Source organism: Bacillus sp. SIMBA_074 (genome assembly GCF_046534555.1).
Classification (GTDB): domain Bacteria; phylum Bacillota; class Bacilli; order Bacillales; family Bacillaceae_G; genus Bacillus_A; species Bacillus_A mycoides.
On sequence record NZ_JAWRYM010000459.1, the window covers coordinates 1 to 275 of the forward strand.

Here is a 275-nt window from a genome sequence, read left to right on the forward strand (position 1 = left end):
CTGCTAAGCCGCGCAGCTGTTCCTCGTAAAGCTGCTCCAGCCCCGTTTTCCCAATCATGTCTGAGCTGCGATAGCCCTGCTCTTTTCGTTTTTCGTATTCCTCTGCACTCATGACCCCCATATAGCCAATGAGGTGAGCCATCGCTTCTTTATACGGGTAGTACCTGACTTGCTTTTTTTGCAGCTTGATCCCTTTGGTTGCTCTGAGCGTCTGGATGCGCTGATCGTCCTCCCCCAGCGTAGCAATCCGAATGAATGATTTTGCCGCATTCGCT

At 51.6% G+C, this 275-nt stretch carries 1 pseudogene; it reads right to left on the bottom strand.

Annotated elements, in window-relative coordinates:
• Positions 1-275, bottom strand: a pseudogene (locus SB773_RS31575) (penicillin-binding transpeptidase domain-containing protein); the annotation flags it as partial.